The sequence below is a fragment of the Hydrogenophaga sp. ANAO-22 genome (genome assembly GCF_042466645.1).
Lineage (GTDB): Bacteria > Pseudomonadota > Gammaproteobacteria > Burkholderiales > Burkholderiaceae_C > Hydrogenophaga.
The window spans coordinates 5,024,569-5,051,010 of record NZ_CP159956.1 but is presented as its reverse complement, the minus strand read 5'-3'; the positions used below and the strand labels follow the sequence as shown (position 1 = coordinate 5,051,010).

Here is a 26,442-nt window from a genome sequence, read left to right as displayed (position 1 = left end):
AATAATGCGACCTCACTTCAAGCAAGCCCTTCCTGCCTCATGCCCATCCATTCCACCGACATCAGCCTGAGCCTGCAAGGCGAATCGTCCGAAATCGCGGTCATCACGCTGAACCGGCCCGCCAAGCGCAACGCGCTCAACGACGGCCTGATCCTCGCCTTGCGCGACATCTTCCAGGGCATGCCGCAAGGCGTGCGCGCCGCCGTGATCCACGGCGCGGGCGAGCACTTCTGCGCCGGCCTGGACCTCTCCGAACTGCAGGAACGCGACGCCGGCCAGGGCCTGCACCACTCGCGCATGTGGCACGCCGCGCTGGAGTGCGTGCAGCACGGCCCGGTGCCGGTGGTCGCGGCGCTGCACGGCGCGGTGGTCGGCGGCGGCCTGGAGCTGGCCAGCGCCTGCCACATCCGCGTCGCCGACGCCTCGTCCTTCTTCGCGCTGCCCGAAGGCTCGCGCGGCATCTTCGTGGGCGGTGGCGGCTCGGTGCGCATTCCGCGCCTGATCGGCGCCGCGCGCATGGCCGACATGATGTTCACCGGCCGCGTCTACAAGGCCGAGGACGGTGAACGCATCGGCCTGGCGCAGTACCTGGTGCCCGAAGGCACGGCGCTGGAAAAAGCCATGGAACTGGCCACGCGCATCGCCAGCAACGCACCGCTGACCAACTACGCGCTGATGCACGCCCTGCCGCGCATCGCCGAACAACCGGCCGACCAGGGCTTCTTCACCGAAGCGCTGATGGCCGCCATCGTGCAGAACGCCCCCGAGGCAAAAGAGCGCGTGCGCGCCTTCCTGGAAGGCCGCGCGAACAAAGTCAGCAAGGATTAACCCCCCGCGCCGCCTTCGGCGTCACCCCCCAGGGGGCGATGCCTGGGCCCGGCAAAGCCGGTTCCGCGGCATCCCTGGAAGAGGCACGTGCGCCGACACGATTGATCGACAACGACAAACCGCCCGAGAGAGACATGAGCCAGAACCCCGCCACGGCCGCCCGTTACCGGCCCCTGACCTTCGGTGTCACCCGCGCCACGCTGCGCGACGGCGACACCGGCGTGCACTACCTGAGCGCGCAGCAGGACCTGCCCGCCTTCCCCGGTCGCATCACCGACCGGCTGGTGCACTGGGCCCGCACGCGCCCCGACCAGACCGTGTTCGCGCGCCGCGCGAGGAACGCCGACGGCAGCACGGGCGACTGGCGCCACATCAGCTTCGCGCAGGCGCTCGACGCGGCGCGCCGCATCGGCCAGGGCCTGCTGAACCGCGGCCTGTCCGCCGACAAGCCGGTGCTGATCCTGAGCGAGAACGACCTGGAGCATGCGCTGCTCGCGCTGGGCTGCGTCTACGCCGGCATCGCCTACTGCCCGACCTCGCCGGCCTACTCGCTGGTGAGCCAGGACTTCGACAAGCTGCACCACGTGGTGAAGACGCTCACGCCCGGCCTGGTGTTCGCCGCCGACGCGCAGCGCTACAGCCGCGCCATGCTCGCCACGCTGGGGGCCGACGTGGAGCTGGTGACGACCGAGGGCAGCGTGCCCGGCCGCGCCACCACCTCGTTCGCCTCGCTGCTGGCCACCGAGGCCACACCGGCGGTGGACGCCGCCATGGCCGCCACCGGCCCGGACACCATCACCAAGTTCCTCTTCACCTCGGGCTCGACCAAGATGCCCAAGGCCGTGATCAACACGCAGCGCATGTGGTGCGCCAACCAGCAGCAGATGACGGAGTCGATGCCGGTGCTGGCCGAGAACCCGCTGGTGCTGGTGGACTGGCTGCCCTGGAACCACACCTTCGGCGGCAACCACAACGTCGGCATGGTGCTGTACCACGGCGGCACGCTCTACATCGACGACGGCAAACCCACGCCCGCGCTGATGGCCGAGACGCTTCGCAACCTGCGCGAGATCGCGCCCACGGTGTACTTCAACGTGCCCACGGGTTTCGAGGCGATTGCCAACGCGATGAAGACCGACGAGGCCCTGCGCAAGACCCTGCTCTCGCGCGTGCGCATGTTCTTCTACGCGGGCGCCGCGCTGGCCCAGCCGGTGTGGGACGCCCTGCACGCGGTGCAGGAGCAGGAGATCGGCGAGCGCATCGTCATGGGCACGGGCCTGGGCATGACCGAGTCGGGCCCGTTCGGCCTGTACGTGACCAGCGCCAACGTGAAGGCCGGCGACCTGGGCCTGCCCACGCCGGGCCTGGTGCTCAAACTGGTCGACACCGACGGCAAGACGGAGGTGCGCTACAAGGGCCCGAACATCACGCCGGGCTACTGGCGCATGCCGGCGGAGACCGCCGAGTCCTTCGACGAAGAAGGCTTCTTCAAGACCGGCGACGCGGTGAAGTGGATCGACGAGACCGACATCCACCTGGGCCTGAAGTTCGACGGCCGCATCGCCGAAGACTTCAAGCTCGCCACCGGCACCTTCGTGAGCGTGGGCCCGCTGCGCGCCAAGATCATCGCCGCCGGCGCGCCCTACATCCAGGACGTGGTGCTCACCGGCCTGAACATGAAGGAAGTCGGCGCCATGGTGTTCCCCACCGGCGCGGTGCGCGCGCTCAGCGGCCTGGGCGCCGAGGCCTCGCTGCACGAGGTGCTCAACAGCGCGCCCGTGCTCGCGCATTTCCAGCGCGTGGTGACCGAGCTGGCCAAGACGTCCACCGGCAGCGCCAGCCGCATCGCGCGCCTGTGCCTGCTGGCCGACCCGCCCACCATCGACCGCGGCGAGGTCACCGACAAGGGCTCGATCAACCAGCGCGCGGTGCTGGCCCACCGGGCCGAGACCGTGGAACGCCTGCACGCCGACACGCTGCACGCCATCCTGAAACCCGAATAAACGAAAGACGACATGGCTTCCCGAGGATTCTTCAACGCGTTCGACGACGTCTGGCTGCTCGACGGCGTGCGCACCCCCCTGGTGGACTACTGCGGCACGCTGGGCCACATCTCGCCCACCGACCTGGGCATCAAGGCCGCGCGCGAAGCGCTGGCGCGCGCGGGCGTGCCGGGCGAGCACATCGGCTCGGTGGTCACGGGCAACATGGCGCCCGGCGATTTCGACCAGTTCTTCCTGCCGCGCCACATCGGCCTGTACGCCGGCGTGCCGGTGGAGGTGCCGGCCATCATGGCGCAGCGCATCTGCGGCACCGGCTTCGAGCTGTTCCGCCAGGCCGGCGAACACATCCAGGGCGGCGCCTGCGAGGCCGCGCTGGTGGTGGGCACCGAGAGCATGACGCGCAACCCCATCGCCGCCTTCGACCACCGCACCGGCTTCAAGCTGGGCGCGCCGGTGGGCTTCAAGGACTACATGTGGGAAGCGCTGAAGGACCCGGCGGCGGGCATCAACATGATCCAGACCGCCGAGAACCTGGCGAAGAAATACAGCATCACCCGCGAAGAGGTGGATGCCTTCGCCTCGGCCTCGTTCGCCAAGGCCGTGGCCGCGCAGGAAAGCGGTTTTCTCGCCGGTGAGATCGTGCCGGTGGTGACCGAGAAGTTCGAGCTCTCGGGCTACAAGGCGCGCGGCATCAAGCTGCAAGGCAAGCTCACCGAAGTGGCCACCGACACCCACCCGCGCCTCTCGCCGGTGGAGATCCTGGCCAAGCTCAAGCCCGTGTTCGAGGGCGGTGTGCAGACCGGCGGCAACAGCTCGGCCCTGGTGGACGCCGCCGCGGCCTGCGTGGTCGCCTCCGGCAGCTACGCGAAGGCGAACGGCAAGCAATCGCTGGCCCGCGTGGTCGCCGCCGCCGCCGTGGGCGTGCCGCCCGAGATCATGGGCATCGGCCCCGCACCGGCCATTCGCCTGCTGCTGGAGCGCACCGGCCTGAAGCTGAGCGACATCGCGCGCTTCGAGGTGAACGAAGCGCAAGGCGCGCAGACCCTGGCGGTGGCGCGCGAGCTCGGCATGGACCTGGACAAGCTCAACGTCAACGGTGGCGCGATCGCGCTGGGCCACCCGCTCGCCGCCACCGGCGTGCGCCTGACGCTCACGCTGGCGCGCGAACTGCAGCGCAGCGGCCAGCGCTACGGCATCTCCAGCGCGTGCGTGGGCGGTGGCCAGGGCATGGCCCTCCTGATTCAAAATCCGAACGCCTGAAACCAGAGAAGAAGGAGACCTCTATGAACATTCAAGGACACGCGGCCCTCGTCACCGGTGGTGGCTCGGGCCTGGGCGAGGCCACCGCGCGCGAACTCGCGCGCCTGGGCGCCAAGGTCGCCGTGCTCGATGTGAACCTGGACAACGCCAAGCGCGTCGCGGCCGACATCGGCGGCGTGGCGCTGCTGTGCGACATCACCGACACCGAGAGCCTGCAGGCCGCGATCGACCAGGCCGCCGCGGCCCACGGCCCGGCGCGCATCCTGATGAACATCGCCGGCATCGGCTCGGCCAAGCGCGTGGTCGCCAAGGACGGCAGCCCCGCGCCGCTGGAAGACTTCGCCAAGGTCATCAACGTCAACCTGATCGGCACCTACAACGCCAGCCGCCTGTTCGCCGCCGCCTGCGCCAGGCTCGATGCGCTGGAAGACGGCGAGCGCGGCGTGATGGTGTTCACCGCCAGCGTGGCCGCGTTCGACGGCCAGATCGGCCAGCAGGCCTACAGCGCCTCCAAAGGTGGCCTGGTGGGCATGACGCTGCCGATGGCGCGCGACCTTGCGCAGCACGGCATCCGCGTCTGCACCATCGCGCCCGGCCTGTTCAGCACGCCGCTGATGAAGCAGCTGCCCGAGCCGGTCCAGCAGTCGCTGGCGGCCAGCATCCCCTTCCCGCCGCGGCTGGGCAAGCCCGAAGAGTTCGCCCAGCTCGCCGCGCACATCGTCACCAACACGCACCTCAACGGCGAAGTGATCCGCCTCGATGGCGCACTCCGCATGGCCCCCCGGTAAACCCCCTCATGACCAAGACCGTTGTTTACGAAGTGGAAGTGATGTTCGGCGACTGCGACCCCGCCGGCATCGTCTTCTTTCCGAATTTCTCGAAATGGATGGACGCGTCCTCGCTGAACTTCTTCGTCAAGTGCGGCGTGCCGCCCTGGCGCGAGCTGGTCAAGACGCGCGGCATCGTGGGCACGCCTCTGCTGGAGATCCACACCAAGTTCAGCCGCCCGGCCACCTACGGCGAACGCCTGCAGATCCACACCAGCGTGACCGAGTGGCGCGAGAAGGTGTTCATGCACCGGCACGTGGTGAAACGCGGCGACGACGTGCTCTGCGAAGGCACCGAGACGCGCGCCTTCGTGATCCACCCGCCCGAGGCGCCCGAGCGCATCAAGGCCATTCCCGTGCCCGAGGACATCAAGGCCCTCTGTTCCTGACCCCTGCGTTTTCCCTGCCCTTTCCCTTTTCACCACCCCAGAAGGAGACTCGAATGAAAGCCGTCAAAACCCTCGTCGCCGTGGCCGTCACGGCCCTGGCCAGCACCGCGGCGCTGGCCGACATCAACGTGGGCGTGATCCTCTCGCTCACGGGCCCGGGCTCCGGCCTCGGCATTCCGATGCAGAACCAGTTCAAGCTGTTTCCGCAGACCATTGGCGGCGAGAAGGTCAACCTGATCATCCTGGACGACGCGAGCGACCCGGGCAAGGGCGCTGCCAACGCACGCCGCCTGGTGACCGACGACAAGGTCGACGTCATCATCGGTTCGACCCTCACCCCGGTGGCCGCGGCCATCGCCCCGGTGGCAGCCGAAGCCAAGACCGTGCAGCTGGCCGCTTCGCCCGTGGGCGTGCCGCCCGGTGCCGACCAATGGCTGTTCCGCCTGCCGCAGGGCAACGATGTGATGGGCTTCGCCGTGGTCGAGCACATGAAGAAGCAGGGCATCAAGACCATCGGATTCCTGGGCTACACCGACGCCTACGGCGAGCTGTGGCTCAAGGCCATGACGCCGCTGGCCGAGAAAGCCGGCATGAAGATCGTGGCCGCCGAGCGCTTCGCGCGCGCCGACACCAGCGTGACGCCGCAGGCGCTCAAGCTCACCGCCGCCAACCCCGATGCGATCCTGGTGGTGGCGACCGGCTCGGGTGCTGCCATGCCGCACAAGGCCATCGTCGAGCGCGGCTACAAGGGCAAGATCTACCAGACGCACGCTGCCGCCACGCCCGACCTGGTGCGCATCGGTGGCAAGGACGTGGAAGGCTCCTTCGTGGTCTCCGGTCCGGCTGTGATCGCCGAACAGTTGCCTGACAACCACCCGTCCAAGAAGCTGGCCATGGACTTCGTCACCAACTACGAGAAGCTGGTCGGCCCCGGCATGCGCAACCAGTTCGCGGGCCACGCCTACGACGCCGCCATCGCACTGAACAAGGCCGTGCCGATCGCACTGAAGACCGCCAAGCCCGGGACGCCCGAGTTCCGCGCCGGTCTGCGCGACGCACTCGAAACCATGGGCCGCACCGTGTTCGCGCACGGCGTGATGAACTGGTCCAAGGACGACCACTGGGGCTTCACGAACGAAACGGGCGTGATGCTGAAGGTCGTCGACGGCAAGTTCAAAGTCGAGTGATTCGAAACGCCCCCCTGCGCCGCTGACGCGGCTTCCCCCCCTCTGTGGCGCGCCTTCGGCGCTTCGAGGGGGGACGACACCTGGGGCCGGCGGAGCCGGACCCTCGGTGTCCCTGTTCGAGAGTGTCTCTTTCTTGCGCTGAGGCTTTTATGGATTTCTCAATCGCCAGCATCCTGGCGTTGGATGGTCTGACCAACGGTGCGGTGTACGCACTGCTGGGCCTGGCCATCGTCCTGGTGTTCACCGTCACCCGGATCATCTTCATTCCCCAGGGGGAGTTCGTCGCTTACGGCGCGCTCACCCTGGCCATTTTCCAGACCGGCAAGGTGCCCGGCACCGTGTGGCTGCTGTTGCTGCTGGCCAGCGTGGCCGCGCTCATGGAGCTGTTCGGCCGTTGGCAGCACCAGCGCAATGCGCTGATCGCCGTCAAGGCGGCCGCGCGCACGCTCACCTTGCCAGTCGTCGTCTCTCTCGTCGCCATCTGGGCCGCGCCGCAGCAGTTCCCGCTGTGGGTGCAGGCGGTGCTCAGCGTGGCGGTGGTCACCGTATACGGCCCGCTGGTGTACCGCGTGGCCTACCAGTCGCTGGAGAGCTCCACGCCGCTGGTGCTGCTGATCGTGTCGGTCGGCGTGCACTTCGCCTTGACCGGCCTGGGCCTGCTGTTCTTCGGCGCCGAGGGCTTCCGCAACCCGGCGTTCTGGGACGCACGCTACGCCATCGGCCCCGTCATGCTGTCGGGTCAGGCCATCATCACCTTCGCGGCGACGGTGGCCCTCATCGTCATGCTATGGCTCTACTTCGAGCGTTCGCTGCGCGGCAAGGCGCTGCGCGCCATCGCCGTCAACCGCACCGGTGCCCGCCTGATGGGCATCTCCTCACAAGCCTCCGGCCAGCTGACCATGACCATGGCGGCCTTCATCGGCGCGCTCTCGGGCCTGCTGATCGGCCCGACCACCACGGTGTTCTACGACTCGGGCTTCCTGATCGGCCTCAAGGGCTTCGTGGCCGCCGTGGCGGCTGGCCTGGCGAGCTACCCGGGCGCGCTGGTCGCGGCCCTGGGCGTGGGCGTGATCGAGGCCTTCGGCTCCTTCTGGGCCAGCGCCTTCAAGGAAGTCATCGTCTTCACCCTGATCCTCCCCGTTCTGCTCTTCAGGTCCCTGAGCAGCAAGCATTCCGACGAGGACCACTGACATGCCCCGCATTCCACACATCGGCCTGCTGATCCTGGCCATCGCGATCCCGCTGCTTGCGCTCGCGCCCCTGCCCGATTTCTGGGTCACACAGCTCAACTACATCGGCATCTACAGCATGACGGTGCTGGGCCTGATCCTGCTCACCGGCGTGGGCGGCCTCACCTCGTTCGGCCAGGCGGCCTTCGTCGGCATCGGCGCGTACACCACGGCCTGGCTCACGCTCAACCTGGGCATGTCGCCCTGGCTCACGCTGTTCATCGGCATGGCGCTGACCGCCGGCAGCGCGCTCATCGTCGGCCTGATCACGCTGCGCATGTCGGGCCACTACCTGCCGCTGGCCACCATCGCCTGGGGCCTGTCGCTGTACTACCTCATGGGCAACCTGGACGCGCTGGGCAAGTACGACGGCCTGCTGGGCATCAAGAGCCTGTCCATCGGCGGCTTCGACATCGGCCAGGGCCGCGCCTTCTTCGTATTGACCTGGGTCATCCTGCTGGCCTTCGTCGCCGCGCTGCTGTTCCTGCTGGACTCGCGCGCGGGCCGCGCCATGCGCTCGCTCAAGAGCGGCTCGCAGATGGCCGAGGCGATGGGCATCAACACCTTCCGCTACAAGGTCACCATGTTCGTGCTGGCCGCGCTGTTCGCCTCTGTGGCGGGCTGGCTGCTCGCGCACTTCCAGCGCACGGTGAACCCCTCGGCCTTCGGCCTGAAGATGGGCATCGAGTACCTGTTCATGGCGGTGATCGGCGGCGTGGGCCACGTGTGGGGCGCCATCGTCGGCGCCGGCCTCATCCGCGTGCTGGAAGACCAGCTGCAGGTGCTGCTGCCCCGCCTGATCGGCACCAGCGGCAGCTACGAGGTGATCGTCTTCGGCATCGCGCTGGTGGTGGTGCTCAAGTACCTGCCCGACGGCCTGTGGTCCGTGGTCGGCAAGGGCAAGGCGCCGAAACCGCGCGCGGTGGACTGGCAGAACGCCGCCGCCCTGCCCGAGCGCGCCAAGCCCGCCGCTGGCGAGCTGGTGCTGGACGTGCAGAAGGCGCGCATGCAGTTCGGCGGCCTGGTGGCGGTGAACGACATCAGCTTCCAGATCCACGCCGGCCAGATCGTCGGCCTGATCGGCCCCAACGGCGCCGGCAAGTCCACCACCTTCAACCTGATCACGGGCGTGCTGCCCGCCACCAGCGGCGAGGTGCGCTTCCAGGGCGGCAACGTGATCGGCAAGCCCTCGCGCGCCATCGCGCAACTGGGCATGGCGCGCACCTTCCAGCACGTGAAGATGATCCCGGACATGACGGTGCTCGAGAACGTGGCCCTGGGCGCGCACACGCGCGGCCGCAAGGGCGTGCTGCCCGCCATGCTGCGCGCCAACCGCGCCGAGGAACGCCAGCTGTTCCGCGAGGCGCAGCGCCAGCTCGAGCGCATCGGCATGGGCGAGTACCTGCACGAACAGGCCGGCAACCTGGCCATGGGCCCGCAGCGCCTGATGGAAATCGCGCGCGCTCTGTGCGCCGACCCGACCCTGCTGCTGCTGGACGAACCCGCCGCCGGCCTGCGCCACAAGGAGAAGCAGGCCCTGGCCGGCGTGCTGCGCCAGCTCAAGGCCGAAGGCATGAGCATCCTGCTGGTGGAGCACGACATGGACCTGGTGATGCAGATCTGCGACCACCTGGTGGTGATGGAATTCGGCACCCTGCTCACGCAGGGGCCGCCCGAGCAGGTGCAGCAGGACCCCAAGGTGCTCGCCGCTTACCTGGGCACGGAACACTGAGGCACGAGACATGAGCAACCCCATTCTTCAAGTCAAGGGCCTGCGCGCCGGCTACGGCCGCGCCGAGGTGCTGCACGGCATCGACCTGCAGGCGCGAGCCGGCGGCGTGATCACCGTGATCGGCCCCAACGGCGCGGGCAAGTCCACGCTGCTCAACACCCTCATGGGCATCCTGCCCGGCCAGGGCGCGATCGAGTTCCGCGGGCAGGACATCAGCGCCCTCACGCTCGAAGAGCGCGTGATGAACGGCATGGCCCTGGTGCCCGAGAAGCGCGAGCTGTTCGGCACCATGGCGGTGGAAGACAACCTGCTGCTCGGCGGTTTCCGCCAGATGCGCCTGGGCAACGCCCAGTGGCGCAGCCGCCTGGACGACGTCTACAGCATCTTCCCGCGCCTGCAGGAGCGCCGCGTCCAGCTCGCCGGCACGCTCTCGGGCGGCGAGCGCCAGATGCTGGCCGTGGGCCGAGCCCTCATGTCCGCGCCCGACCTGCTGATGCTCGACGAGCCCAGCCTGGGCCTGGCGCCGCTGATCGTCAAGGAGATCTTCGCCATCATCGACCGCCTGCGCCAGACCGGCGTGACCATCGTGCTGGTGGAGCAGAACGCGCGCGCCGCGCTGCAGGTGGCCGACCATGGTTACGTGCTCGAGATGGGCGAACTCAGCGCCCAGGGCCCTGCCAGCGAACTCGCCAGCGACCCGCGCGTGATCGAGACCTACCTCGGCACCGCGCGCAAAGCCACCGCCGCATGAACGCCTACCAGCCCCGCGCCGCCGAACACGCCTTCGTGCTGTTCGACGTGCTGCGCGCGCACGAGCGCATCGCCGAACTGCCCGCGCTGGCCGAGCACGCCGACACCGGCCTGCTCACGCAGGTGATCGAGGAAGCGGGCAAATTCGTCGGCGAGGTGATCGCCCCGCTCAACCGCGAAGGCGACGAAGTGGGCGCGCAATGGAACGCTGGCGCGGTCACCATGCCGCCCGGCTTCCGCGACGCCTACCAGGCCTTCTGGCAGGCCGGCTGGCCCTCGCTGGCCAGCGCCACCGAAGACGGCGGCCAGGGCCTGCCCACCGTGGTGGAAGCGGTGCTGCACGAGATGCTCAACGCCGCCAACCACGGCTGGACCATGGCCCCCGGCCTGCTGCACGGCGCCTACGAATGCCTGCGGCACCACGCCAGCGACGCACTCAAGGCCCGCTACCTGGAGAAGCTGGCCTCGGGCGAATGGCTCGCCACCATGTGCCTGACCGAGCCCCACGCCGGCAGCGACCTGGGCCTGGTGCGCACCAAAGCCGTGCCGCTGGCCGACGGGCGCTACGCCCTCACCGGCACCAAGATCTTCATCTCCGGCGGCGAACACGACCTGGCCGACAACATCGTGCACCTGGTGCTCGCGCGCCTGCCCGACGCGCCGCCCGGCCCCAAGGGCCTCTCGCTCTTCCTGGTGCCCAAGTTCGAGGACGATGGCAACCGCAGCGCCGTGCACTGCGAGCGCATCGAGGAAAAGATGGGCATCCACGGCAGCCCCACCTGCGTGATGCGCTTCGACGAGGCCGCCGCCTCCCTGGTCGGCGAGCCCGGCAAGGGCCTCAACGCCATGTTCGTCATGATGAACGCGGCGCGCCTGCTGGTGGGCCTGCAAGGCGTGGGCCTGCTCGACGCCGCCTGGCAGAAAGCCCATGCCTACGCGCAGGAGCGCCGCCAGATGCGCGCGCCCGGCACCACGAGCAAGGCCGGCGAGGCCGACCCGATCGCCCTGCATCCTGCTATCCAGCGCATCCTGGGCACCCAACGCGCCTGGATCGACGCCGGGCGCGTGATCGCCTACCGCACCGCGCTCGAACTCGACACCCAGAAACACCATCCCGACGCCGCCCGGCGCGAGGCCGCCGCGCGCTGGTGCAGCCTGGTCACGCCGGTGCTCAAGTCCGCCTGGACCGAGCAGGCCTTCAGCGGCGCCAGCGCCTGCCTGCAGGTGTTCGGCGGCCACGGCTACGTGCGCGAATGGGGCATCGAGCAGCACGTGCGCGACGCGCGCGTGGCCATGATCTACGAGGGCACGAACGAGATCCAGGCGATCGACCTGCTGGTGCGCAAGACCCTGCCCGACGGCGCGGCCGCGCTGCAGGCCCTGCTGGCCGACCTCAACAGCGACCTGGCCGCTTTGCCCGAGGCGGCGGCCACCCGCGGCGCCCTGGCGCGTTTCGGCGACTTCGTGCGCGAGCGCGTCGTGCCCATGGCCGGCGCCTCGGCCGAGCGCCCGTTCTGGCTGGCCGACGACTTCCTGCGCGCCACCGCCCTGCTGCTCATGGCCTGGGCCTGGGAGCGCCTGGCCGCCACCGCCGGCCACGGCGCCCAGGCCCGCGCCGCCTTCTGGCGCTGGGTCTGGCCCGAGTTCGAGATGCGCCTGGCCATGATGGACGCCACCCTGGTCAGCTAAGCTCCGCGACCACCCATGTCCGCGACCTCCCCCACCATCTCCACCGCCAACGCCCTGCGGCGCCCGCGCGGCCCGCGCAAGCCCGCCGCCCCGGCGCCGCTGGACAGCGCGCCGGAGAGCACCGGGCCAGAGATCGACACCAGCTACCTCGAAACCCTGCTGGGCTACAACGCGCGGCGCACCGCGCTGGCCGTGATCACCGTGTTCCTGCGCCGCATGGAGCCCTTCGGCATGCGGCCGGTGGACTTTTCCGTGCTCTCGGTGGTCGCGCACAACCCGGGCGTGACCTCGCGCCAGATCTGCGCCGCCCTGGACATCCTGCCACCCAACCTGGTGGGCATGGTCAAGAGCCTGCAGAAACGCGGCCTGATCCTGCGCAAACCCCACCCCACCGACCGGCGCGCCCAGGGCCTGCACCTCTCGGCGCCCGGCGAGCGCCTGTACCGCGAGGCCCAGGCCACGGCCACCGCGCTGGAGCGCGACGTGGCCGACCGCCTCTCGCCCGAGGAGCTGCAGACCCTCATCGGCCTGCTGCGCAAGGTCTACCGCCGCCCGGCCACGCCCGCGCAATCCGGGTAAGTCCGTAGCCTTGGCCTTTGCGCCACAGAACGGGGGTTCCCGCAGCTAGCAAACCGGTAGCGCGGGCCGTATATTGCGAGAACCAGACGGGCCCGTCGCAGGAGACCTCGCATGAGTGCCAAGGACAACGCTGCCGTGATGCAACTCTTCGACTTGCTGGAATCGCGCTACGCCATGCGCGTGATCTGGGCCCTGAGCGACGGCCACCCCCAGACCTTCCGGCTCCTGCAGGACAGCGTGGGCGGCGTCACCCCGAACACGCTCAACACCCGCCTGAAAGAGCTGCGCGCCGCCCGCCTCGTGGACCACAGCGGCCACGGCTACCGGCTCACCACCCAGGGCGCCGATCTGGCGCGCCGGCTGGTGGAAGTGCAGCAATTCGCGGGCAAATGGTCACACCAGCAGGCGCGCGCCGCCCATCCCCTGCCCGCCGGGACATAGAATCACGCCCCTGGACAGCCCGCCTTCGCGCCGGCAGCGTCCACCGGTGGCCAAAGTGCCACCTCCCACCCTTGAATCCGGGCCCGTCGGCCCCAATTGCCCTGCATGGCCGTCCTGGCCATTGACTTCACGCACTTCAAAGACCCATGAGCCAGACGACACCCCATACCGCCCAGCCCGACCCGAACGCGCCTGTGAGCCCCGAAGAGGCCCTGGCCGCCGAGGCCGCCAACCAGGCCGATGCCGTCGCCGCCCTGACCCAGGATCTCTCCACGCTCAAGGCCCAGAACGCCGACCTGGCCGACCAGTTTCTGCGCGCCAAGGCAGAGGCCGAAAACGCCCGCCGCCGCGCCGAGGAAGAGGTCAGCAAGGCCCGCAAGTTCGCCGTGGAGAGCTTTGCCGAGAGCCTGCTGGCCGTCGCCGACAGCCTCGAAGCCGGCCTGGCCATCACGGACGCCACGCGCGAACAGCTGCGCGAAGGCACCGAGGCCACGCTCAAGCAGCTCAAAAGCGCGCTGGAGCGCCACAAGGTGCTGGAAATCAACCCGACCGGGGCCGCGAAGTTCGACCCCCACCAGCACCAGGCCATCAGCATGGTGCCTGCCGACCAGGAAGCCAACACCGTGGTCAGCGTGCTGCAGAAGGGTTACCTCATCGCCGACCGCGTGCTGCGCCCGGCCCTGGTGACGGTGGCAGCCCCCAAATGATCACCCGGCGGGCTTGAAATACCCGCCGGTTATCCACACCTTCCCCACATCGTTTTTCACAACATCCTCACTTTTCGCATCGGAGCAACAACATGGGACGAATCATCGGCATTGACCTGGGCACCACCAACTCGTGCGTGTCCATCATGGAAGGCAACAACACCAAGGTGATCGAGAACGCCGAGGGTGCGCGCACCACGCCGTCGATCGTGGCCTACCAGGAAGACGGCGAAGTGCTGGTGGGCGCCTCGGCCAAGCGCCAGGCCGTCACCAACCCCAAGAACACGCTGTACGCGATCAAGCGCCTGATCGGCCGCAAGTTCACCGAAAAGGAAGTCCAGAAGGACATCAACCTCATGCCCTACTCCATCGTGGCCGCCGACAACGGCGACGCCTGGGTGGAAGTGCGCGGCAAGCAGATCTCGGCCCAGCAGGTCAGCGCCGACATCCTGCGCAAGATGAAGAAGACCGCCGAGGACTACCTGGGCGAGCCGGTCACGGAAGCCGTGATCACGGTGCCCGCGTACTTCAACGACGCCCAGCGCCAGGCCACCAAGGACGCCGGCCGCATCGCCGGTCTGGACGTCAAGCGCATCATCAACGAGCCCACCGCCGCGGCCCTGGCCTTCGGCCTGGACAAGCAGGAAAAGGGCGACCGCAAGATCGCCGTGTACGACCTGGGTGGCGGCACGTTCGACGTGTCCATCATCGAGATCGCCGACGTCGATGGCGAGAAACAGTTCGAGGTGCTCTCCACCAACGGCGACACCTTCCTGGGCGGTGAAGACTTCGACCAGCGCATCATCGACTACATCATTGGCGAGTTCAAGAAAGAGCAAGGCGTCGACCTGTCCAAGGACGTGCTCGCGCTGCAGCGCCTGAAGGAAGCCGCCGAGAAGGCCAAGATCGAGCTCTCCAGCTCGGCCGCGACCGACCTGAACCTGCCCTACATCACGGCCGATGCCTCGGGTCCCAAGCACCTGAACATCAAGCTCACGCGCGCCAAGCTCGAAGCCCTGGTGGAAGAGCTGATCGAGCGCACCATCGCGCCCTGCCGCACCGCCATCAAGGACGCCGGCATCAGCGTGTCCGACATCCACGACGTGATCCTGGTCGGCGGCATGACCCGCATGCCCAAGGTGCAGGAAAAGGTGAAGGAATTCTTCGGCAAGGAACCGCGCAAGGACGTGAACCCCGACGAAGCCGTGGCCGTGGGTGCCGCCATCCAGGGCCAGGTGCTCTCCGGCGACCGCAAGGACGTGCTGCTGCTCGACGTGACCCCGCTGAGCCTGGGCATCGAGACCATGGGTGGCGTGATGACCAAGATGATCACGAAGAACACCACGATCCCGACCAAGTTCGCGCAGACCTTCTCGACCGCCGAGGACAACCAGCCGGCCGTGACCATCAAGGTGTTCCAGGGCGAACGCGAGATCGCCTCGGGCAACAAGCTGCTGGGTGAGTTCAACCTCGAAGGCATCCCGAGCGCGCCGCGCGGCATGCCGCAGATCGAGGTCTCGTTCGACATCGACGCCAACGGCATCCTGCACGTGGGCGCCAAGGACAAGGGCACCGGCAAGGAAAACAAGATCACCATCAAGGCGAACTCGGGCCTGTCGGAAGACGAGATCCAGCAGATGGTGAAGGACGCCGAGCTCAACGCCGCCGACGACAAGAAGAAGGTCGAGCTGGTGCAGGCCCGCAACCAGGCCGAAGCCATGGTGCACAGCGTGAAGAAGTCGCTGGGCGAACACGGCGACAAGCTCGAAGGCGCCGAGAAGGAAGCCATCGAAGCCGCGTTGAAGGACGTGGAAGAAGCCGCCAAGGGCGAGGACAAGGAAGCCATCGAGGCCAAGACCGAAGCCCTGATGGCCGCGAGCCAGAAGCTGGGCGAGAAGGTGTACGCCGCGTCGCAGGCCGAAGCCGCCGCCGCCGCGGGTGGTGCTGGCGCCGATGCCGCACCGCAAGGCAGCAGCAAGCCGGACGACGACGACGTGGTCGATGCCGAAGTCAAGGAAGTGAAGAAGGGCTGATCGGGGCCCGCTTCCCACCCCATTCGCCGCGTCCGGGCAACCTGACGCGGCGTTTGTGCTCCAAACGAACCGCAAGAAACCATGGCTAAACGCGATTTTTACGAAGTGCTGGGCGTGCCCAAGAACGCCGGCGACGACGAGATCAAGAAGGCGTATCGCAAGCTGGCGATGAAGCACCACCCCGACCGCAACCAGGGTGATGCGGCCAAGGCGGCCGAAGAGAAGTTCAAGGAGGCCAAGGAGGCCTACGAGATGCTGTCGGACCCGCAGAAGAAGGCGGCCTACGACCAGTACGGCCACGCGGGCGTGGACCCCAACATGCGCGGCGGTGCCGGTGGTGCCGAAGGCTTCGGCGGTTTTGGCGACGCGTTCGGCGACATCTTTGGCGACATCTTCGGTGGCGCGCGCGGCGGCCAGCGCGGCGGGCGCCAGGTGTACCGCGGTGCCGACCTCTCCTACGCGATGGAAATCTCGCTCGAAGAGGCCGCCGCCGGCAAGGAAACGCAGATCCGCATTCCCTCGTGGGACAACTGCGAGACCTGCAGCGGCACCGGCGCCAAGCCCGGCACCAGCGTGAAGACCTGCACCACCTGCCACGGCCAAGGCTCGGTGCAGATGCGCCAGGGCTTCTTCAGCGTGCAGCAGACCTGCCCCACCTGCCATGGCCAGGGCAAGATCATTCCCGAGCCCTGCACCACCTGCCACGGCCAGGGCAAGATCAAGAAGCAGAAGACGCTGGAGATCAAGATCCCCGCCGGCATCGACGACGGCCAGCGCATCCGCAGCACCGGCAACGGCGAACCCGGCCAGAACGGCGGCCCCTCGGGCGACCTCTACATCGAAGTGCGCCTGCGCAAGCACGACATCTTCGAGCGCGAGGGCGACGACCTGCACTGCCAGGTGCCGGTGAGCATGACGGTGGCCGCCCTGGGTGGCGAGATCGACGTGCCCACGCTGGCGGGCAAGGCCACCATCGACCTGCCCGAAGGCACGCAGAGCGGCAAGACCTTCCGCCTGCGCGGCAAGGGCGTCAAGGGCGTGCGCAGCAGCTACCCCGGCGACCTGTACTGCCACGTGGCGGTGGAAACGCCGATCAAGCTCACCGAGCACCAGCGCAAGCTGCTCAAGGAGCTCGACGAGTCGTTCAAGAAAGGCGGCCACAAGCACAGCCCGAACGACAAGGGCTGGTTCGAGAAGGCCAAGTCGTTCTTCAGCTGATCGGCCATCTCCAAAAAAAAGCGGCGCCTCGGCGCCGCTTTTTCATGGCGAGGCCTCAGTCGTTGTGGAACGCCCGGATCAGCACGACGGGCTGCATCCGTTATTGGCTGAACATGTAGGTGAACATGTCGCCGAAGTCCAGATAAACCTCCTTGGCCGCGGCACCGACTTCATGGATCACGATCATGTTGTTCGCCTTGAGCATAAAGTCGTTGTGTTTCGCATTGGTCGAACCACTGAGCGAGTAGTAATGCGGGGTTCCGCCAATCGTCAGCGCGAACTGGAAGTTTTTCGCATGAGTTTTCTTGTTCAGGTGAACATTGGAACTCGCCAACGGGCTGAAATCGGAGCTGCCATTGTCAGCATCCATCACAACGAACTTGACGTTCGACGTCGATGGGCTCGCCAGGTTGAGGCCATGCTGCAAAGCCATCTCCCTGATGTCCGTCATGAAGTGCGTACCGAACTCCGACCAATTGCCATTGCTGAAGCGGAGGTAGGCCTGATTCATCTTCACGTAAGGAGCGGTCACATTGGCGCCCGTGTTGATGATGTTCATGATCTTGGCGACCGGATTGCCGCTGGTCGTCCACACGTTGGACGCGAAATAAGGATAGAAATACGCCGAGATACCGTCCGCATCCTCGGCGTAGTTCAGACCGCCTGGGGCTGAGTGCAGATTCTGCATGGCGGTCCGGAAGGCGTTCGGGTTTGAATTCTGGGCGTGCGGCCAGAGCGCACTGTCGAAGTATTTCTGGTAAGCCCCATAGAGGGCGCTGTTTTGGTTGAGAACCACACCCGATTGGTGCCAGTTGTGGCTGCTGACCGGGCCATACGCCCGCCACTCGTCGAAGTTGGCGGTCGCGGTGTAGACGACGCTGTGCTGTTCGGTTGTGCCGGTGCGCGTCTTGTTGATGAGCAGGAACTTGTTGTGCATCTGTTCGTCGGAGCCTTCTCCCCAGCCCACGATGCGATAAGACAGGTTGGGCCCGCCATTGGCGTCGAGGTAGTTCGTGATCGCCGCCAGAGAAACGTTGGATTCGCTTTTCTCGTGGATGATCATTTGCACCTTCACCCCGGCCTGCGCCGCCTTGCAGTACGACCAAAGCAACTTTTCGGAATCGGCCCCCGCGAAGTCGGTATTGGAGACATCGAGATACGTCGAAGGATTCGCCGGATTGAATCCCACATAGACGTTCATGGCCATCCTGAAGGTGGCCGAACGAATCTCCACCGTTTCGGATGGATGGGCGGTCTTGTAGGCAATGGCCTTCTGAATCAGATCGGAAAATTTCGCGACGACATGACCGGGGCCGCCGAGGGCGCCGTTCAAGGTCTCAGGCATGTGGCGTTGCTCGATGACCTGAACCTTGGTCGCCCCCTTGTTGCGAACCGGGTACACGTCGGCGTAGGCCGACTCAAGAGGCAGGATGGCTGCAATGCCAATCGCCGCCATTGCGCGGATGCGGGTCCAATGAACACTTCTGCAAATCACCATGCGATTGTCTCCGTTATGTTGCCGACCTTGAGCTTCATTGAAGTCAGCGAAAAACGGAGCCTGTCGGAATACTGACGGGCCACAAGAACGCAGACAACAGCAATGAATCCGCGGCAGTGGCGCCGAATGTTGACGCCTGCGCTGCCGTCATTGCAGTAAATCACCGTCGGTGCGCACAGGTCCAATTCAAAGATTTCTCCTTTCTATTCCTTTTACCTATCTCACGGTGACGAAGAGGGCCGATACACCACCTTGAAGCGCTCGCAGGCCAGCAGCATGTCCTCGGTGAAGGCGCGACCATGCAAGGCGCACTCGCGCAGGAAGAACTGCTCGTGCGCTTCGCGCCAGTACGTCAGCGAACCATCGCCCTCGCCCTCCGTGGCCGCGAACTCGGCGCTGACCTGGTTGAAGGGAACCCGGTCGACGGCCACGGTTTCGATGACGCATTGCGGCACACCGGCCCAGTTGGTCACGACGCTGAGGTCGCCCGGCACCGGCGCGCGCCTGCCCTGCGCCTCGAAAGTCCATAAGGCCGAGGCCGTCGCGCGCTTCGTGCCGGACAGCACGAGTTCAGCGAGCGAATCCGCCAGGGCCTCGCTGTCGGCGAAGTAGAACGCTTCGTAGAAACGCGATTCGTCCACGCCGGCGGTCGACGCGACAAAGGCCTGCCAGAACTCGGCGATGGGGGGAGGCATGGGTGACATGGCCGGTATTGTGCGGGAGGCACTCACCGCCTCAGGGCTTGGCGCCACCCGCAGCCCCGCGAAGGGCCGTGAGCTGATCGCCCAGCCAGCGTCGGCTTTCCACCGGCGCCTGGCCGCCACAGCGGACCTGGTACGGCCGGCCCGAGAGGCTGCTGCGCGACGCGGCCAGCTCGATGAACTGCTCCGCGCTCTGCACCGTGCCCCGCTTCTCGATGTAGGCGAGCTTGTCCAGCAGGTGCGCCTTGGCCCGCGCGCCGTCGTGCCAGCTGCCGTTGCGCAGGAACTGGCAGCCCGAGGTTTCGAGGCGGTTCAGCATGGCGTCGATCTCCGCGCGCACGGGCGCAGGCGTGGGGTCGGCGAACGCGGCGCCCCACACGCCCGCCAGCACCACGACCAGCACCGGCCAACGCGCCCATGCGCGCCGGGGTGGAGCGAGCCGGTCAGGCCGCATGGCGCAGCAAAGCCATGGCATGGCTGTCGATGAATTGGCTGTCCACCCGGAACGCCTGCCGTTGCACGCCTTCGAGCTGAAAGCCCAGGCGCTCGTAGAGCGTGCGCGCGTTGGGGTTGTCCGCGCGCACGGTGAGTTCGATGCGCGTCAGGCCCTGGCGCCACGCCTTGTCGATGGCCGCGGCCATGAGCTGCCGGCCCAGGCCCCGGTGCCTCGCCGAGGGCAACAGGCCAATGCCCAGCACACCAATGTGCGCCCGCGACTGGCCAAACACCGGCAGCACATCGCACCAGCCGACCACGGCACCGTCGATCAGCGCGACGAAATGCGGGCGATCGTGGTCCAGGTTCTGCCGAAAGAAGGCGATGGTCTCGGCCAGGGGCGGCGCCTGCGTCAGCGCGAGGAAGCGCTTTTCACGCGCCACCGCATCGAGCACCGCGTGAAGCTCGTTGAAGTGGGGTTCGGCGAGGGGGGCGATCGACGAGTTCATCCTGCCCGACTGTACCGGCGCGCCCTATCCCCTTCATTGGCAACATCGATTGGCCTTTCTCGATAGTTTTTGTCAAACTAAACGCCACTTTCCATTCGACGCGGGAGCTTCCATGGCCGAACTGATCCGACAAGTCCGACCCGCCTGGGTCCAGCTGCAGCAACTGCCGCTGCCGCCCCACGCCCTGCGCAACGCCCTGCTGGCCCTGGGCACCGGCCTGCTGGTGATGGCGGGCCTGGCCTCGCTCAGCACCTTCTGGGCGCCCACGCGCGCCTGGTGGGACGCGGCCGAACACGGCAGCGCCATGGCGGCCGGCGTGCAGGCCTCGCTGCTGGCCGCGGTGGCCACGGCCGTGGGCGCGCTGCCGGTGTTCCTGGTGCAGCGCGTGAGCAAGCTGCAGGAGGCGGCCCTGCTGTCGTTCTCGGCCGGCGTGATGCTGGCGGCGGCGATCTTCGCCTTGTTGCTGCCCTCGCTCGATGCGGGCCAGGCGCTGTTCGGTGGCCGCACCGGCGCGGCCGCGCTCAGTGGCGCGGGCCTGGCGCTGGGCATGGGCCTGATGCTGGCGGTGGACCGCTTCACGCCGCACGAACACGCGGTGCTGCCGCCGGCCGCGCCGGGCCATGCCGCCAGCGCGCACACGCCCGGCGCCGTGCAGAGTGCCAAGCTCATGGTGCTGGCCATCCTGATCCACAACGTGCCCGAAGGCCTGGCCGTGGGCGCCGCCTATGCCGGCCCGCAGGACGCGGCGGGCGCGCAGGCCGGCGCCTCGGTGGCGCTGGCCATCGGCCTGCAGAACATGCCCGAAGGCCTGATCGTGGCCATGGCGCTGCGCACGCTGGGCCGCAGCGCGGCGCAGGCCTGGGGCGTGGCCGCGCTCACCGGCCTGGCCGAGCCGCTGGGGGCCATCCTCGGCCTCGCGGTGCTGGGCAGCCTGCCGGCGTTCTACCCGCTGGGCCTGGCCCTGGCGGCCGGCGCGATGCTGTTCGTGGTGAGCCACGAGATCATTCCCGAGACGCACCGCAACGGCTTCGAAACCCTGGCCACGGGCACGCTGCTGGCGGGTTTCGTGTTCATGCTGTTACTCGATGCCGCCTTGAACTGAGGCCCCCGGCGGGGTGCGTGGCTAAGATCGGGCGCATGAAAGCCCGACGCCCCGCCCCGCCCCTGCTCGCCGCCCTCTGCACCGCCCTGTTCGCCACCGCCGGCCTGGCACAGGCCCCCAGCCCCACCCCGGCGCCCGCACCGCAGGAATTCGAGAACTGCCTGAACACGCTGCGCGCGCCCGCCCGCGCGGTGGGCGTGAGCGAGGCGACCTTCACGCAGCACACACTGGGCCTGGTGCCCGACATGAGCGTGATCGACAAGCTGAATTTCCAGCCCGAGTTCCGCACCGCGATCTGGGACTACCTCGCCGGCCTGGTGGACGAGCAGCGCGTGGCCGAGGGCCAGGCCATGCTGGCGCTGCACGCGGAGACGCTCAAGCGGGTGCAGGAGCGCTTCGGCGTGGACCCCGCCACGGTGGTGGCGGTGTGGGGGGTGGAGAGCAACTTCGGCCAGACCTTCGGCAAGTCGCCGCTGGTGCAGTCGCTGGGCACGCTGTCCTGCTTCGGTCGGCGGCAGGCCTATTTCCGCACCGAGTTCTACGCGACGCTGCGCATCCTGCAGGCCGGGCACATCGCGCCCAACCGGCTGGTGGGTTCGTGGGCCGGCGCCTTCGGCCACACGCAGTTCATGCCCAGCACCTTCGAGCGGCTGGCGGTGGACTTCGATGGCGACGGCCGCGCCGACCTGATGGACAGCACGCCCGATGCCCTGGCCTCGACCGCGAACTTCCTCGCCAAGGCCGGCTGGCAGAGCGGCCAGCCCTGGGGCTTCGAGGTGAAGCTGCCCCCCGGCTTCAACGCCGGCAACGAAGGCCGCCGCACCAAGCGCACCATGGAAGACTGGGTGGCGCGCGGCGTGAAGCGGGTGGATGGTTCGCCCCTGCCGGCCAGCGGCAGCGCCGGCCTGCTCACCCCCGCCGGGCCGCAGGGGCCGGCCTTCCTGGTGCTGCGCAACTTCGACGCGATCTACAGCTACAACGCGGCCGAGAGCTATGGCCTGGCGATCGCGCACCTGTCGGACCGGCTGCGCGGCGGCGGCCCCTTCGTCACGCCCTGGCCCACCGACGACCCGGGCCTCTCGCGCGCCGAGCGCCGCGAGGTGCAGACCCTGCTGATCGCGCGCGGCCACGACATCGGCGAGGTGGACGGCATGCTGGGCGAGAAGAGCCGCGTGGCGATCCGCGCCGAGCAGGAGCGCCTGGGGCAGGAAGCCAGCGGGCGCGCCGGCCAGAAGCTGCTGAAGGCGCTGCGCGGCAGCTGAAATCAGCGGCCCGCGCGGGCCAGGTTGCGCGCCAGGCGCTCGCCGGCCGCGCGCAGGCGCTCGTGCAGCGCGGGCGGCTCCAGCACGTCGAAGTCCACGTCCATCGCCATGAGCCAGTAGGCCAGCGAGTCCAGTGAATCCAGTTGGCCGGCGCCACACCGCATGAGACAGCGCGTGTCGTCGATGGCTTCGAGCGTCGCGGCGGAGGCCGGGATGATGCGCGCCATCGCCTCGCGGGGCCGGTGCAGCACCACGCGCGCCTCGTCGCCGTGCTGCACCCCCGCCAGCGTGCCCGAGACATAGGCGCGCAGGTCGCCCGCCGGCGCGGCCCGTGGCGTGAAGTGCGCGCCGGTGCTCGGCGCGCCTTCCACGCGGTCGATGCGGAAGGTGCGCCAGTCGTCGCGCGCGGGGTCCCAGGCCACCAGGTACCAGCGGCTGCCGGTGTGCACCAGGCCTTGCGGCTCCACCGTGCGCACGCTGCTCTGGCCGCGCATGTCGCGGTAGTGGAAGCCCACCTGCAGCTGGTCGCGGCAGGCAACGGCCAGCAGCGCCAGCACGCCCGCATCGATGGTCGGCCCGCCGCGCTGCAAGGGCACGATGGCCGAGCGCAGCGCGCCGGTGCGGCGGCGCAGCCGGGTGGGCATCACCTGCTCCAGCTTCACCAGGGCGCGCAGCGAGCTCTCTTCCACCCCGCTCACGGTGCCCGAGGCGGCGACCTGCAAGGCAATGGCCACGGCCAGCGCCTCTTCGTCGTCCAGCAGCAGCGGCGGCAGCGACTGGCCCGCGCGAAACGCGTACCCACCCGCCACGCCGCTGCTGGCGTGGATGGGGTAGCCGAGCTGGCGCAGGCGGTCGATGTCGCGCCGCAGGGTGCGGGGATGCACCTCCAGCCGCTCGGCCAGCTCGGTGCCCGCCCAGTGGCTGCGGGTCTGCAGCAGGGACAACACGCGCAGCAGCCGTGAGGACGACGAAAGCATGGCGCCACTCTACCTCGAATCGAGGGCCGAAACTGTCCGCAATAGGCGCGACATTGCAGGCACGTGCCCGACGCGGTGTCGGGCCGATGCTTCAACCCCCTTTCAGGAGTCCACCATGTCCCAGATCGTTCTCTACTGGCACCCCATGTCCAGCGCCACCCCGGTCGCCTGCGCCCTCGCCGAACTGGGCGTGAAACACGACCGCGTGAAGATCGACATCACGAAAGGCGAACAGCGCCGCCCCGACTACCTGGCCCTCAACCCCAACGGCAAGGTGCCCACCATGACGGTGGACGGCGCGCCCCTGTTCGAGGCGCTGGCGATCGAGATGTGGCTGGGCGAGACCTACGGCGTGAAGAAGGGCCTGTGGCCGGCCGAGGGCACGCCCGAGCGCCTGCAGGCGATGGCGTGGAGCACCTGGTCCTACGTGACCTACGGCGCGCAGCTGGTGCGCCTGCAGGCCGCGCGCGACATGGGCACGCCCGACGACGCCCACGGCACGTCGGCGCACAAGGGGCTGGACCAGTTGCTCGCGCTGCTGGACGCGCGCCTGGCGGCCCAGCCCTGGATGCTCGGCGCCGCCTATTCGCTGGTGGACCTGATCGTGGGCTCGGTGATCGGCTACAGCGCCTACATCGGCGCGCCGGTGGGCTCGCACCCGCATGTCGCGGCCTGGCTGGGCAAGGTGCAGGCCCGGCCGGCGATGCAGATCGACGCCTGAGGCCGGGCGCAGGCCTCAAGCCTCCAGCAAGAGGCGCGAGAGGCGCTCTCGCCAGGCCGCTTCGGGTGGGGGCATCCGCATGGCTTTCATGCAGCGGGACAAGCGACCGTCCCGCTCGAGCAGAAGCTCCTTGCCACGTCCAAAGGCCTTGTCGATGCCCTTGCCGTAAGCGCGCCGGGCCTTGGCCGCGCCAGCGGCGTTCAGCACGTGGCCGTCCGCCAACATCGCGAGATCGATGAGATCCCGACTCATCACCGCGTCGTCGGCATACCGGTCCGCGTTCGCCATGAGCTTGGTGGCGGTCAGGTCTTCGACCGCCATCGCCCACACGCCGCAGATCCTGTCTTCGGGCAGGGGATCGGTGAATTCGACCCGGCTTTCAAAAATGATTTCCAGCTTGACCGGCACGGCATCGACCGCCACCGCCAGGCGAATGCCGTACTGATCGACCCGGGGTTCGCGCACGAGATCCACGGGCTGGGCAAAGAGCCAGTCGAGGTGACGGGCGTCCACCGTTTCGCGCAAGCCCCGATAACCGTCGATCGAAGGACAGATGAAATCGATGTCCACCGATTCGCGGTACTCCCCCCGGGACAAGGCGATCGCCGTCCCGCCACCGAACAGGCAGCGGTGTTTGAGCAGCGCCTGGACGTCCAGGCGCTCCAAGATCGCCGCGATGCGCTGGTGGTGCTCACGCTCAAACAAGCAGCACCCCCTTGCCCACCGTGTTCGTCAGCTTCTTGAGCACCGCCGCTTCCTTGCCCACGATCTTCTCGGGCTCGATGTGCCGCCAGTTGCGTTCGTACAGGCCGAACACCTCCTCGGGCGTGAGCTTCGTGTCCTCATCGGGCAGGTGCCATGCCGCCACCGTCCGCAGATACGGCAGATCCTTCAGGGCGATCAGGCGCGGCAACGGGGGCCTCTTCGGTGCCAGCAGGCTGGCATCGCGCAGCTGATGCCCCACGCGGTCGTCCCTGGCCAGCAGCGTCAGATCGCCCGCCATGCCCATCGCACCGAGCACCCGGGTGAGCGTGCCCAGGCTGGCCGCCGCCGGCTCCCCCACCTCCAGCCGATGGAGCGTGACGCGGGTGATGCCCGCGAGTTCGGCGAGCTTCTCGGCACTCATGCCCCGGCGCTTCCTCGCCAGGCGCAGCCGCATGCCCAGCTCCGCCAGCAATCGGGCGTCTTCATCCAACGGCTTGGCATAGGCTGGCATGAATCGTATTTTATACAAAATACGCCATTTTTGGAAAGCAAAATATGCAGACTAAAGTTTCACCGCTGTACCACTCACGGCGACCATCATCATCCCGTTGGTCTCGCCCAGCACCTCGTAATCGAAGTCGATGCCGATCACGCCGGTGGCGCCCATCTCGCGCGCCGATTCCATGAGGTCTTCCATGGCGGCGTCGCGCGCGCCCGAGAGGGCGCGCTCGTAGCCACCGGCGCGCCCGCCCACCACATCGCGCACCGAAGAGAACAGGTCGCGGAAGATGTTGGCGCCGATGATGGCCTCGCCGTGCACGATGCCCAGGTACTGCGACCGCTCCACGCCTTCCGGCGTGGTGGTGCTGAGGAAGAAGCCGTCCTTGCTCTTGGAAAACCAGCCCATGTGAACACTCCCGCAAACGCACCGCCCGCCGGGTGCCCGGGCATGGTACCGTGGGCCACACCCTCCACGAAAGCTCCCATGCCAGGCTACCAAGTCCGGACCGAGACCCTCAGCCTCGGCGGCGAAGACTGGCACATCCGTCGGCTGCTCGACGACCAGCAGTACACCGACACCCAGCACCACGCGGCCGACATCGGCCTGCCACCGGCCGGCTGGTCGCATTTCGGGCAGGTGTGGCCCTCCTCGCGCGTGCTCGCGCTGGCCATGCTCACGCACCCCATCGCGGGATTGCGCGTGCTGGAAATCGGCGCGGGCCTGGCGCTGGCCAGCCTGGTGATGCACCGGCGCGGCGGCGACGTGACGGTGAGCGACTGGCACCCGCTGACCGAAGAATTCCTGCGGCACAACCTGGCCCTCAACGGCCTGGGCCCCATGCCCTACCAGGCAGGCAATTGGGAAAGCACCGCCGCCACCGACAACCCGGCCCTGGGCCGCTTCGACCTCATCGTGGGCAGCGACCTGCTCTACGAGCGCCAGCAGCCGGCGCAGCTCGCGGCCTTCATCTTCCGCCACGCCGCGCCCCAGGCGGTGGTGATCATCGTGGACCCCGACCGTGGCAACCGCGCGGCCTTCGGCCGCGACATGGCCGCGCTGGGCTTCACGCTGAGCATGCAGGCGGCCGACCGGCAGCTGGAAGACGGCGAGGCCTACAAGGGCCGCTTCCTGAGCTTCACGCGCTGAACTGCGGCGGCG

The 26,442-nt window shown here is 68.1% G+C and carries 27 protein-coding genes; 19 read left to right on the top strand and 8 right to left on the bottom strand.

Annotated elements, in window-relative coordinates; genetic code table 11:
- The first annotated feature begins 39 nt into the window (after nucleotides 1-39).
- From ABSY19_RS24500 to dnaJ, 15 genes are all read left to right on the top strand, one after another.
- On the top strand, nucleotides 40-828 hold the full coding sequence (locus ABSY19_RS24500; RefSeq protein WP_382156697.1) for a crotonase/enoyl-CoA hydratase family protein: 789 nt from the start codon (nucleotides 40-42) through the stop codon (nucleotides 826-828).
- 134 nt (nucleotides 829-962) lie between these two features.
- Nucleotides 963-2,831 (top strand): feruloyl-CoA synthase, encoded by a 1,869-nt coding sequence (locus tag ABSY19_RS24495; RefSeq protein ID WP_382156695.1) that lies wholly within the window; start codon nucleotides 963-965, stop codon nucleotides 2,829-2,831.
- Nucleotides 2,832-2,843: 12 nt separating this feature from the next.
- A complete protein-coding gene (locus tag ABSY19_RS24490) occupies nucleotides 2,844-4,091 on the top strand; it encodes a thiolase family protein (RefSeq protein WP_382156693.1) in 1,248 nt (415 codons plus the stop codon).
- A gap of 23 nt (nucleotides 4,092-4,114) precedes the next feature.
- Nucleotides 4,115-4,879 carry an SDR family NAD(P)-dependent oxidoreductase gene (locus ABSY19_RS24485; RefSeq protein ID WP_382156691.1) on the top strand — a complete coding sequence of 255 codons (765 nt, stop codon included), beginning with the start codon at nucleotides 4,115-4,117 and terminating at the stop codon, nucleotides 4,877-4,879.
- Between the two features lie 8 nt (nucleotides 4,880-4,887).
- On the top strand, nucleotides 4,888-5,307 hold the full coding sequence (locus tag ABSY19_RS24480; RefSeq protein WP_382156689.1) for an acyl-CoA thioesterase: 420 nt from the start codon (nucleotides 4,888-4,890) through the stop codon (nucleotides 5,305-5,307).
- Between the two features lie 53 nt (nucleotides 5,308-5,360).
- Nucleotides 5,361-6,494 carry an ABC transporter substrate-binding protein gene (locus ABSY19_RS24475; RefSeq protein WP_382156687.1) on the top strand — a complete coding sequence of 378 codons (1,134 nt, stop codon included), beginning with the start codon at nucleotides 5,361-5,363 and terminating at the stop codon, nucleotides 6,492-6,494.
- 149 nt (nucleotides 6,495-6,643) lie between these two features.
- Entirely contained in the window at nucleotides 6,644-7,684 is a 1,041-nt protein-coding gene (locus ABSY19_RS24470; RefSeq protein WP_382156685.1) for a branched-chain amino acid ABC transporter permease, read from the top strand.
- Between the two features lies 1 nt (nucleotide 7,685).
- Complete coding sequence (locus ABSY19_RS24465; RefSeq protein ID WP_382156683.1) at nucleotides 7,686-9,455, top strand: ATP-binding cassette domain-containing protein; 1,770 nt, start codon at nucleotides 7,686-7,688, stop codon at nucleotides 9,453-9,455.
- A gap of 10 nt (nucleotides 9,456-9,465) precedes the next feature.
- Entirely contained in the window at nucleotides 9,466-10,206 is a 741-nt protein-coding gene (locus ABSY19_RS24460; RefSeq protein ID WP_382156681.1) for an ABC transporter ATP-binding protein, read from the top strand.
- The gene (locus ABSY19_RS24455; RefSeq protein ID WP_382156679.1) at nucleotides 10,203-11,894 is read left to right on the top strand and encodes an acyl-CoA dehydrogenase family protein; all 1,692 of its coding nucleotides are present in this window, start codon (nucleotides 10,203-10,205) and stop codon (nucleotides 11,892-11,894) included. The genes ABSY19_RS24460 and ABSY19_RS24455 overlap by 4 nt, the downstream gene beginning before the upstream one ends.
- Nucleotides 11,895-11,909: 15 nt before the next feature.
- Nucleotides 11,910-12,473, top strand: coding sequence for a MarR family winged helix-turn-helix transcriptional regulator (locus ABSY19_RS24450; RefSeq protein ID WP_382156677.1), 564 nt, complete (start codon nucleotides 11,910-11,912; stop codon nucleotides 12,471-12,473).
- Nucleotides 12,474-12,584: 111 nt separating this feature from the next.
- Nucleotides 12,585-12,914, top strand: a complete 330-nt coding sequence (locus ABSY19_RS24445; protein ID WP_382156675.1) for a winged helix-turn-helix transcriptional regulator — start codon at nucleotides 12,585-12,587, stop codon at nucleotides 12,912-12,914.
- A 146-nt stretch (nucleotides 12,915-13,060) separates the two neighbouring features.
- The gene (gene grpE, locus ABSY19_RS24440) at nucleotides 13,061-13,621 is read left to right on the top strand and encodes a nucleotide exchange factor GrpE (RefSeq protein WP_382156673.1); all 561 of its coding nucleotides are present in this window, start codon (nucleotides 13,061-13,063) and stop codon (nucleotides 13,619-13,621) included.
- A 92-nt stretch (nucleotides 13,622-13,713) separates the two neighbouring features.
- Nucleotides 13,714-15,654: a molecular chaperone DnaK gene (gene dnaK / locus ABSY19_RS24435; RefSeq protein ID WP_382156671.1), complete on the top strand. Its 1,941-nt coding sequence runs from the start codon at nucleotides 13,714-13,716 to the stop codon at nucleotides 15,652-15,654.
- A gap of 81 nt (nucleotides 15,655-15,735) precedes the next feature.
- Entirely contained in the window at nucleotides 15,736-16,872 is a 1,137-nt protein-coding gene (dnaJ, locus tag ABSY19_RS24430; RefSeq protein ID WP_382156669.1) for a molecular chaperone DnaJ, read from the top strand.
- 100 nt (nucleotides 16,873-16,972) lie between these two features.
- On the opposite strand, the gene ABSY19_RS24425 is transcribed toward dnaJ, so the two are convergent.
- The 4 genes from ABSY19_RS24425 to ABSY19_RS24410 all read right to left on the bottom strand — a co-directional run bounded on the left by ABSY19_RS24425 (nucleotide 16,973) and on the right by ABSY19_RS24410 (nucleotide 20,015).
- Complete coding sequence (locus tag ABSY19_RS24425; RefSeq protein ID WP_382156667.1) at nucleotides 16,973-18,370, bottom strand: hypothetical protein; 1,398 nt, start codon at nucleotides 18,368-18,370, stop codon at nucleotides 16,973-16,975.
- A gap of 221 nt (nucleotides 18,371-18,591) precedes the next feature.
- Entirely contained in the window at nucleotides 18,592-19,065 is a 474-nt protein-coding gene (locus ABSY19_RS24420) for an ASCH domain-containing protein (protein WP_382156665.1), read from the bottom strand.
- A gap of 40 nt (nucleotides 19,066-19,105) precedes the next feature.
- Nucleotides 19,106-19,525, bottom strand: coding sequence for a DUF5329 domain-containing protein (locus tag ABSY19_RS24415; protein WP_382156663.1), 420 nt, complete (start codon nucleotides 19,523-19,525; stop codon nucleotides 19,106-19,108).
- The gene (locus ABSY19_RS24410; RefSeq protein ID WP_382156661.1) at nucleotides 19,515-20,015 is read right to left on the bottom strand and encodes a GNAT family N-acetyltransferase; all 501 of its coding nucleotides are present in this window, start codon (nucleotides 20,013-20,015) and stop codon (nucleotides 19,515-19,517) included. Before ABSY19_RS24410 ends, ABSY19_RS24415 begins: the two co-directional genes overlap by 11 nt.
- 112 nt (nucleotides 20,016-20,127) lie before the next feature.
- On the opposite strand from ABSY19_RS24410, the gene ABSY19_RS24405 reads away from it, so the two are divergent.
- Both ABSY19_RS24405 and ABSY19_RS24400 read left to right on the top strand, forming a co-directional pair.
- Nucleotides 20,128-21,117 carry a ZIP family metal transporter gene (locus ABSY19_RS24405; protein ID WP_382156659.1) on the top strand — a complete coding sequence of 330 codons (990 nt, stop codon included), beginning with the start codon at nucleotides 20,128-20,130 and terminating at the stop codon, nucleotides 21,115-21,117.
- A gap of 35 nt (nucleotides 21,118-21,152) precedes the next feature.
- Complete coding sequence (locus ABSY19_RS24400; RefSeq protein ID WP_382156657.1) at nucleotides 21,153-22,379, top strand: lytic murein transglycosylase; 1,227 nt, start codon at nucleotides 21,153-21,155, stop codon at nucleotides 22,377-22,379.
- A 2-nt stretch (nucleotides 22,380-22,381) separates the two neighbouring features.
- Here ABSY19_RS24400 and ABSY19_RS24395 read toward each other — a convergent pair whose 3' ends face one another.
- On the bottom strand, nucleotides 22,382-23,356 hold the full coding sequence (locus tag ABSY19_RS24395) for a YafY family protein (protein ID WP_291116900.1): 975 nt from the start codon (nucleotides 23,354-23,356) through the stop codon (nucleotides 22,382-22,384).
- Nucleotides 23,357-23,471: 115 nt separating this feature from the next.
- Here ABSY19_RS24395 and ABSY19_RS24390 point away from each other — a divergent pair, with 115 nt between their 5' ends.
- The gene (locus ABSY19_RS24390) at nucleotides 23,472-24,077 is read left to right on the top strand and encodes a glutathione S-transferase family protein (RefSeq protein ID WP_382156655.1); all 606 of its coding nucleotides are present in this window, start codon (nucleotides 23,472-23,474) and stop codon (nucleotides 24,075-24,077) included.
- Nucleotides 24,078-24,092: 15 nt separating this feature from the next.
- On the opposite strand, the gene ABSY19_RS24385 is transcribed toward ABSY19_RS24390, so the two are convergent.
- From ABSY19_RS24385 to ABSY19_RS24375, 3 genes are read right to left on the bottom strand one after another with little or no spacing between them, the layout of a single operon-like run.
- On the bottom strand, nucleotides 24,093-24,782 hold the full coding sequence (locus ABSY19_RS24385; RefSeq protein ID WP_382156654.1) for a nucleotidyl transferase AbiEii/AbiGii toxin family protein: 690 nt from the start codon (nucleotides 24,780-24,782) through the stop codon (nucleotides 24,093-24,095).
- Complete coding sequence (locus tag ABSY19_RS24380; RefSeq protein WP_382156652.1) at nucleotides 24,775-25,293, bottom strand: helix-turn-helix domain-containing protein; 519 nt, start codon at nucleotides 25,291-25,293, stop codon at nucleotides 24,775-24,777. The genes ABSY19_RS24385 and ABSY19_RS24380 overlap by 8 nt, the downstream gene beginning before the upstream one ends.
- Nucleotides 25,294-25,344: 51 nt before the next feature.
- Nucleotides 25,345-25,689: a heavy metal-binding domain-containing protein gene (locus tag ABSY19_RS24375; protein WP_382156650.1), complete on the bottom strand. Its 345-nt coding sequence runs from the start codon at nucleotides 25,687-25,689 to the stop codon at nucleotides 25,345-25,347.
- A 78-nt stretch (nucleotides 25,690-25,767) separates the two neighbouring features.
- Between ABSY19_RS24375 and ABSY19_RS24370 the strand changes: the two genes are divergently transcribed.
- Nucleotides 25,768-26,430 carry a class I SAM-dependent methyltransferase gene (locus ABSY19_RS24370; protein ID WP_382156648.1) on the top strand — a complete coding sequence of 221 codons (663 nt, stop codon included), beginning with the start codon at nucleotides 25,768-25,770 and terminating at the stop codon, nucleotides 26,428-26,430.
- The last annotated feature ends 12 nt before the right edge of the window (nucleotides 26,431-26,442 follow it).

Coding starts and splice junctions, on each gene's coding strand:
- ABSY19_RS24405 (WP_382156659.1), top strand. CDS start 20,128: ATGGCCGAACTGATCCGACAAGTCCGACCCGCCTGGGTCCAGCTGCAG.
- ABSY19_RS24445 (WP_382156675.1), top strand. CDS start 12,585: ATGAGTGCCAAGGACAACGCTGCCGTGATGCAACTCTTCGACTTGCTG.
- ABSY19_RS24425 (WP_382156667.1), bottom strand. CDS start 18,370: ATGGTGATTTGCAGAAGTGTTCATTGGACCCGCATCCGCGCAATGGCG.
- ABSY19_RS24420 (WP_382156665.1), bottom strand. CDS start 19,065: ATGCCTCCCCCCATCGCCGAGTTCTGGCAGGCCTTTGTCGCGTCGACC.
- ABSY19_RS24375 (WP_382156650.1), bottom strand. CDS start 25,689: ATGGGCTGGTTTTCCAAGAGCAAGGACGGCTTCTTCCTCAGCACCACC.
- ABSY19_RS24470 (WP_382156685.1), top strand. CDS start 6,644: ATGGATTTCTCAATCGCCAGCATCCTGGCGTTGGATGGTCTGACCAAC.
- ABSY19_RS24500 (WP_382156697.1), top strand. CDS start 40: ATGCCCATCCATTCCACCGACATCAGCCTGAGCCTGCAAGGCGAATCG.
- ABSY19_RS24460 (WP_382156681.1), top strand. CDS start 9,466: ATGAGCAACCCCATTCTTCAAGTCAAGGGCCTGCGCGCCGGCTACGGC.
- ABSY19_RS24455 (WP_382156679.1), top strand. CDS start 10,203: ATGAACGCCTACCAGCCCCGCGCCGCCGAACACGCCTTCGTGCTGTTC.
- grpE (WP_382156673.1), top strand. CDS start 13,061: ATGAGCCAGACGACACCCCATACCGCCCAGCCCGACCCGAACGCGCCT.
- ABSY19_RS24380 (WP_382156652.1), bottom strand. CDS start 25,293: ATGCCAGCCTATGCCAAGCCGTTGGATGAAGACGCCCGATTGCTGGCG.
- ABSY19_RS24490 (WP_382156693.1), top strand. CDS start 2,844: ATGGCTTCCCGAGGATTCTTCAACGCGTTCGACGACGTCTGGCTGCTC.
- ABSY19_RS24465 (WP_382156683.1), top strand. CDS start 7,686: ATGCCCCGCATTCCACACATCGGCCTGCTGATCCTGGCCATCGCGATC.
- dnaK (WP_382156671.1), top strand. CDS start 13,714: ATGGGACGAATCATCGGCATTGACCTGGGCACCACCAACTCGTGCGTG.
- ABSY19_RS24370 (WP_382156648.1), top strand. CDS start 25,768: ATGCCAGGCTACCAAGTCCGGACCGAGACCCTCAGCCTCGGCGGCGAA.
- dnaJ (WP_382156669.1), top strand. CDS start 15,736: ATGGCTAAACGCGATTTTTACGAAGTGCTGGGCGTGCCCAAGAACGCC.
- ABSY19_RS24495 (WP_382156695.1), top strand. CDS start 963: ATGAGCCAGAACCCCGCCACGGCCGCCCGTTACCGGCCCCTGACCTTC.
- ABSY19_RS24395 (WP_291116900.1), bottom strand. CDS start 23,356: ATGCTTTCGTCGTCCTCACGGCTGCTGCGCGTGTTGTCCCTGCTGCAG.
- ABSY19_RS24475 (WP_382156687.1), top strand. CDS start 5,361: ATGAAAGCCGTCAAAACCCTCGTCGCCGTGGCCGTCACGGCCCTGGCC.
- ABSY19_RS24485 (WP_382156691.1), top strand. CDS start 4,115: ATGAACATTCAAGGACACGCGGCCCTCGTCACCGGTGGTGGCTCGGGC.
- ABSY19_RS24480 (WP_382156689.1), top strand. CDS start 4,888: ATGACCAAGACCGTTGTTTACGAAGTGGAAGTGATGTTCGGCGACTGC.
- ABSY19_RS24450 (WP_382156677.1), top strand. CDS start 11,910: ATGTCCGCGACCTCCCCCACCATCTCCACCGCCAACGCCCTGCGGCGC.
- ABSY19_RS24400 (WP_382156657.1), top strand. CDS start 21,153: ATGAAAGCCCGACGCCCCGCCCCGCCCCTGCTCGCCGCCCTCTGCACC.
- ABSY19_RS24410 (WP_382156661.1), bottom strand. CDS start 20,015: ATGAACTCGTCGATCGCCCCCCTCGCCGAACCCCACTTCAACGAGCTT.
- ABSY19_RS24415 (WP_382156663.1), bottom strand. CDS start 19,525: ATGCGGCCTGACCGGCTCGCTCCACCCCGGCGCGCATGGGCGCGTTGG.
- ABSY19_RS24390 (WP_382156655.1), top strand. CDS start 23,472: ATGTCCCAGATCGTTCTCTACTGGCACCCCATGTCCAGCGCCACCCCG.